Below are 4637 nucleotides of genomic sequence, written 5' to 3'. Positions count from 1 at the left end.
CCCGCCGAGGCGCTGGCCGCTTGACCCGCGCCGAAGGCAAGCGCCCCGGCCTCGACCGGGGCGCTTCGCTGGAAGGAGAAGCCCCCATGACCCGCACCACCACCCGCCGCCCGCGCATGGCGGCGATCTACGCCCCCGGCACTGTGCGCGCCCGCCGCTGGCACGGCGCAGGCGACGTGCGCGGCTACCGTCCGCCCTCGGGCTGGACAGCCCGCGCCGACCTCACCGACATTCATCCCATCACAGGCCGCGCCTTGCCGCGTGCCGTGTGGTGGCTCATCGAGACGAAGGGATAACCGCGATCAGCACCGCGCCCAGGCCGTACCGTCCTGGGCGCGGTGGACGCAAAATCCGGGCGCGGCAGTGGCCGCGCCCGGTGTTCCAAGCCCACAGCCGAATCGGAACGCCGCCGCCATCACGGCAGTTCAGGCGGCGGCGTTGACGTGACCGGGCTTCCCGCCCGGCGATGGCAGGCCCGCATGGGCCTGCAAGCCGAAGCGCCCGCAGTGCGCAGGAATCACCCGCAGTTTTCGGCTTGCCGCGTGCATACCCCGCAGCGTAAGCCGCGCCCATTTCATCAGAGGCATGTCCGCGTTTCCTGCTTGGAAATCTGGAACGGCCTGGGCGTGTCGGCGCGCAGCGCCGCCGGGCTTTCGGGCTACGCCCCGTGCCGTCTTTGCCGTCACGGCCCATTCGGCTTCAATCCCTCACGCCTTCGCGCCTGCGGCGCTGCGCGCTTCGCTTGCCTCCAGGGGAAAGCCCTGCGGGCTATCCCCGCCGCGCGATGCTTGGCGCCCCTCGATGCCGCCGAACCGGCTGCGCCGGATCGGCCCGGCCCGCGCCCCGCCGCGACGGACGGGGCGCTGGCGAACACGCTGGCGCTTGCTGCGGCAGGTTGTGCAGGTGCATGCCGTCCTCAACGCTGGCGGTGCCTGCCCATCACGTCACGAAGGAGGTTCACGGACAACCCGCCCGGCATCGCTATGGAGCTTCCACGCCACGCCTCAAGAGCGGCGCCGCAAGGTGCGGCAGGGGCGTTCTCGCCTGTCGTCGGGTGGTTGACCTGGCCCGCGTCAGCGGGCGAGCCGGCGAAGCCTTCGGGCGGGGATGCCGAGTCGGCCCCATCTCCTTTCGGAGCGGTTCGGCCCAAGGCGTCCTTGTCTCGTTGTGAATCCTGGCGGGGCGCGGCTGCGCCTCGGGCTTCATGGCTGCAACCGTCCGGCGAAAACAATTTCCCCGCCGCTGCGCGGCTTCCTCGCGCAGCAAATTCTTTTCGCCTCCAGGCTCTCCACTGCGTTTCGACCGCAAGCGGTGCAGCCAGCCCGTCCCCCGCCGGCCGGATCACAACAAGGACGCGATGGGCGCGAACCTTGTTCAACCGAAAGGAGAAATCATCATGGCCAACATCGGCACCTTCACCGCAGACAAAGACGGCTTCACCGGCACGCTGCGCACCCTGACGCTCAACGTCAAGGTCAAGCTGGTTCCCAACGACAAGGGCAGCAGCGAGAACGCCCCCGACTTCCGCCTCCAAGCCGCCGGCCACGACATCGGCGCGGCGTGGAACAAGACCAGCGAGGCCGGGCGGGAATACAAGTCCGTGACCCTCGACGATCCTTCGTTCCCGGCTCCGGTCTATGCCCGCCTGATCGAAGGCGAGGACGGTACGCACGACCTGATCTGGTCGCGCAGCAAGCCCCAGGCGGCGTGACCGCCGCAGCGCCCCGCCCATCGCGGCGGGGCGCTGTGCTGCTGTTCGCAGCACATCACCACGTCACGCGCGCGGCTTCGCCGCGCCGCGCTCCTTCAGCACCGCCTCCAGCTCCCGGCGCACCTGCGCCAGCAGCTCGTCGGCCTTGTGCGGGCTGTCGCCCGCGTAGGCCAGCGTCAGCAGCGTGAGCGGGTGGATCTCCATCACCTCGCACAGCTCGGCCAGCTTATGCAGGGTCGGGCTTTTCAGGTCGCGTTCGAGGGTGCTCATATAGGTGCGGCTGGACACGTCAGAGAAGGCTTCCTGGCTCAAGCCACGCGCCTTCCTGACTGTCTTCAACGCCTTCGCCAATGAGTTCCCAGCCGCCACCTATGGTTTCCCTCGAAAAACCAAGATGACAGCCCATTGCGCCCTATAGGGCTACAATCTATAGTGTTCATTTGGTGTTCTACGTTTTCGTGCCTTTACGGAAATCCGCATTTGCTGGTTCCAGCAAAGCCACGCAAGCGCATCCGTGCTTGCACACGAAGGCGTAAATCCGGTTTGGCGGTTCTGCGCTTGGGCGTGAAACCGCATCCGTGCATCATTGGATTTGTGGGATTGCCAACCATGCCCCAGCCACTCGCCACCGTCCCGGAGCGCGCGCAACTGCTCGCCAACGGCGAGGCTCGTGCCGCCGGCCAGGCCATCGACCCGGTGCCCGTGGTGCGGCTGTTCACGCCGGACGCGCATGTGACCTGGCTGCTGGCCGCACTCGATCCCGCCGATGGCGACACCGCCTGGGGCCTCATCGACCTGGGAATCGGAATGCCGGCGCAAGGAACCGTCAAGCTGTCCGAGCTGGCTGGCATCGTCGGGCCGCATCAGCAGCCCGTGATGCGCGACCGCTACTTCCGGCCCACGCGCACGCTGTCGGAATACACCCGGCTGGCCGAGCGCGACGGGGCTATCCCGGACTGAACACAGCCTACTGTGACTTTTTCAGTCTGGTGTCATACCGGGCAGGTCTCAATCGAGATTCTTGCGGCGTAGCCGCGCCAGTCTGATCCAAACGGACATGATGCCTGACGCGGACTGCGGCAGGCTGGCCTGTACGGCGTCCCACGGGAGGGACGCTGCCGCCGCAGCATTGAGACGAATACCGCAACGCATCGGAGCCAGTCGGACTTGACAGCCCAACTATTCCCTTAACCCATTTCGTTCTGATGACACCGATGTAGCACGTAGTTCTTCCGTCGCGGCCAGTCCTGTTCGCAGGGAGGTTGCGTCATGGTCGATCGCAGCGCCGAGCACTGGTATCCGACTGCCGCGTATCTGTACGTGCTGCACTTGGACGACCTTGGGACGGCCTGGGAATATCTGCGCAGAAACCCCGATTACCGGCTCGACTGGCTGCGCCATCATCGCCGGCCGAAAGCCGCGCAGCAGGCGGCGCATCGCTGGGGCTTGCGCCTGCTGGAAGATCCGGCGTTGGATGCGCGCGACGCGCATCCAGCCTGGTTGCCCGGCCATGTGGCCGTGGTGCAGCTCTATCCCGACGCCGATCCGCCGCAGTATGCTCCCGCGTTCACGTTTTGGCGCATTGCCGGGCACAAGCAACTGCTCCATGACGGCAAAGGGCTGGCGCTGATGGCGCACAGCCCAGGTCATTGCCTGCGCTTCGCGCTGGCGCCCGGCCTGGAAGACGGGATGGCTGTCGCCTATGCCCGCCGCGGCGGCGCCGCCGCACCTGCGCGCAACCATGCGCTCGGCGCGGCCCTGGCTTCTGCGAAGCCCAGGCCGGCACCCGCCGCGCTGCTTGAGCTACACACCTTGCAGGCGCTCGACGCAACCCTAGCGGGTGCGTCCTTGCGCGAGGTGGCCGAAGGCTTGTTCGGCGGCGATGCCGCAGCCGATTGGTACAGCGACGGCGGCCTGCGCTCCAAGGTACGCCGCTTGGTACGGCGCGGCGATGCGCTGATGCGCGGCGGCTATCGCCGCCTAGCACAGCTTCCGCCGCTTGAGAAGGGTCGTTTTGAGGACGACGCAAAACGGCCCTGAGCAGGACAGCTTGGTTTTCTGAGACTGCCTCCATCCGGTTGCGCTGTGTGGCCGGAGCTTTGAAAGCTATGGAGGTTCACACCATGCGTCCCGCTCCTTTGCGGCCTGCCGCCACTGTCTCGACCGCTGCCGCGCAGCCCCAACGCTATCTCACCAACGACGAAGCCGCCGAGTACCTGCGGCTGTCGCCGCGCACGCTGGAAAAGCAGCGCGTGATCGGTGGTGGTCCGCGCTTTCGCAAGTTCGGCCGGCGCGTCATGTACGCCGTGGCCGACCTCGATGCCTGGGCCGCCGATCGCAGCTTCGAGACGACTTCCGATCCCGAGTACGCCGAGCACCACTCGGCCGACAGCCGTGCGCGCTGATCGGCGGCGCGCGGCAGGCCATCACCATGTCCAGCTCCGCGCTGCCGTTCCGGCAGCGGTCGTTGCAGGAGCGCGAACAGCTCGACCTGTTCCGCGCCTTGCCCGGCGACATGGCGCCGCGCGACAGCCAGGACTTGATGGCCTATCCGTTCTTCTCGCTCGGCAAGTCCAAGCGGGTCAAACCCATCGACTTCCGCGCGGGCAACGTGACGATCCGCGTAGAGGGCACGCAGGAGCACGGCATCGCCACGATTTGGGATGCGGACGTGCTGATATGGGCGGCCTCGCAGATCGTGGAAGCGAAGGACGCGGGCCTGCGCCCGTCGCGGCTGATGCGCGCGACGCCCTACGAGATCCTGCGCTTCATCGGGCGCGGCAAGTCGCTGCGAGACTACCAGCGCCTCAAGGCCGCGCTGGATCGCCTGCAATCGACCACGGTGGCCACGTCCATCCGCGAGACAACAGGCCGGCGCCTGCACCGCTTTTCGTGGATCAACGAATGGAAGGAACTGGCCGATGCC

General features: G+C 67.3%; 8 protein-coding genes. 6 read left to right on the top strand and 2 right to left on the bottom strand.

What is annotated here, in order from left to right; genetic code table 11:
* The first annotated feature begins 86 nt into the window (after window positions 1-86).
* The gene (locus Q392_RS26150) at window positions 87-296 is read left to right on the top strand and encodes a hypothetical protein (protein WP_023114171.1); all 210 of its coding nucleotides are present in this window, start codon (window positions 87-89) and stop codon (window positions 294-296) included.
* A 129-nt stretch (window positions 297-425) separates the two neighbouring features.
* Here Q392_RS26150 and Q392_RS33165 read toward each other — a convergent pair whose 3' ends face one another.
* The gene (locus Q392_RS33165) at window positions 426-587 is read right to left on the bottom strand and encodes a hypothetical protein (RefSeq protein WP_023114172.1); all 162 of its coding nucleotides are present in this window, start codon (window positions 585-587) and stop codon (window positions 426-428) included.
* Between the two features lie 809 nt (window positions 588-1396).
* On the opposite strand from Q392_RS33165, the gene Q392_RS26145 reads away from it, so the two are divergent.
* Window positions 1397-1711, top strand: a complete 315-nt coding sequence (locus Q392_RS26145) for a DUF736 domain-containing protein (RefSeq protein WP_023103964.1) — start codon at window positions 1397-1399, stop codon at window positions 1709-1711.
* 63 nt (window positions 1712-1774) lie between these two features.
* Here Q392_RS26145 and Q392_RS26140 read toward each other — a convergent pair whose 3' ends face one another.
* Entirely contained in the window at window positions 1775-2080 is a 306-nt protein-coding gene (locus Q392_RS26140; RefSeq protein ID WP_023103963.1) for a helix-turn-helix domain-containing protein, read from the bottom strand.
* A gap of 240 nt (window positions 2081-2320) precedes the next feature.
* Here Q392_RS26140 and Q392_RS26135 point away from each other — a divergent pair, with 240 nt between their 5' ends.
* The 4 genes from Q392_RS26135 to Q392_RS26120 form a co-directional block, all read left to right on the top strand.
* Complete coding sequence (locus Q392_RS26135) at window positions 2321-2671, top strand: DUF2958 domain-containing protein (protein WP_023103962.1); 351 nt, start codon at window positions 2321-2323, stop codon at window positions 2669-2671.
* A gap of 309 nt (window positions 2672-2980) precedes the next feature.
* A complete protein-coding gene (locus Q392_RS26130) occupies window positions 2981-3751 on the top strand; it encodes a DUF2285 domain-containing protein (RefSeq protein WP_023114173.1) in 771 nt (256 codons plus the stop codon).
* An 83-nt stretch (window positions 3752-3834) separates the two neighbouring features.
* Window positions 3835-4116, top strand: a complete 282-nt coding sequence (locus tag Q392_RS26125) for a helix-turn-helix transcriptional regulator (RefSeq protein ID WP_003107109.1) — start codon at window positions 3835-3837, stop codon at window positions 4114-4116.
* 26 nt (window positions 4117-4142) lie between these two features.
* On the top strand, window positions 4143-4637 hold a 495-nt coding region (locus Q392_RS26120), incomplete at its 3' end, for a replication initiator protein A (RefSeq protein WP_038215403.1).

The organism is Xenophilus azovorans DSM 13620 (assembly GCF_000745855.1).
In the GTDB taxonomy this organism is placed as follows: Bacteria; Pseudomonadota; Gammaproteobacteria; order Burkholderiales; family Burkholderiaceae_C; genus Xenophilus; species Xenophilus azovorans.
The sequence above is the reverse complement of the archived record's forward strand: the minus strand, read 5'-3'. Positions and strand labels throughout refer to the sequence as shown.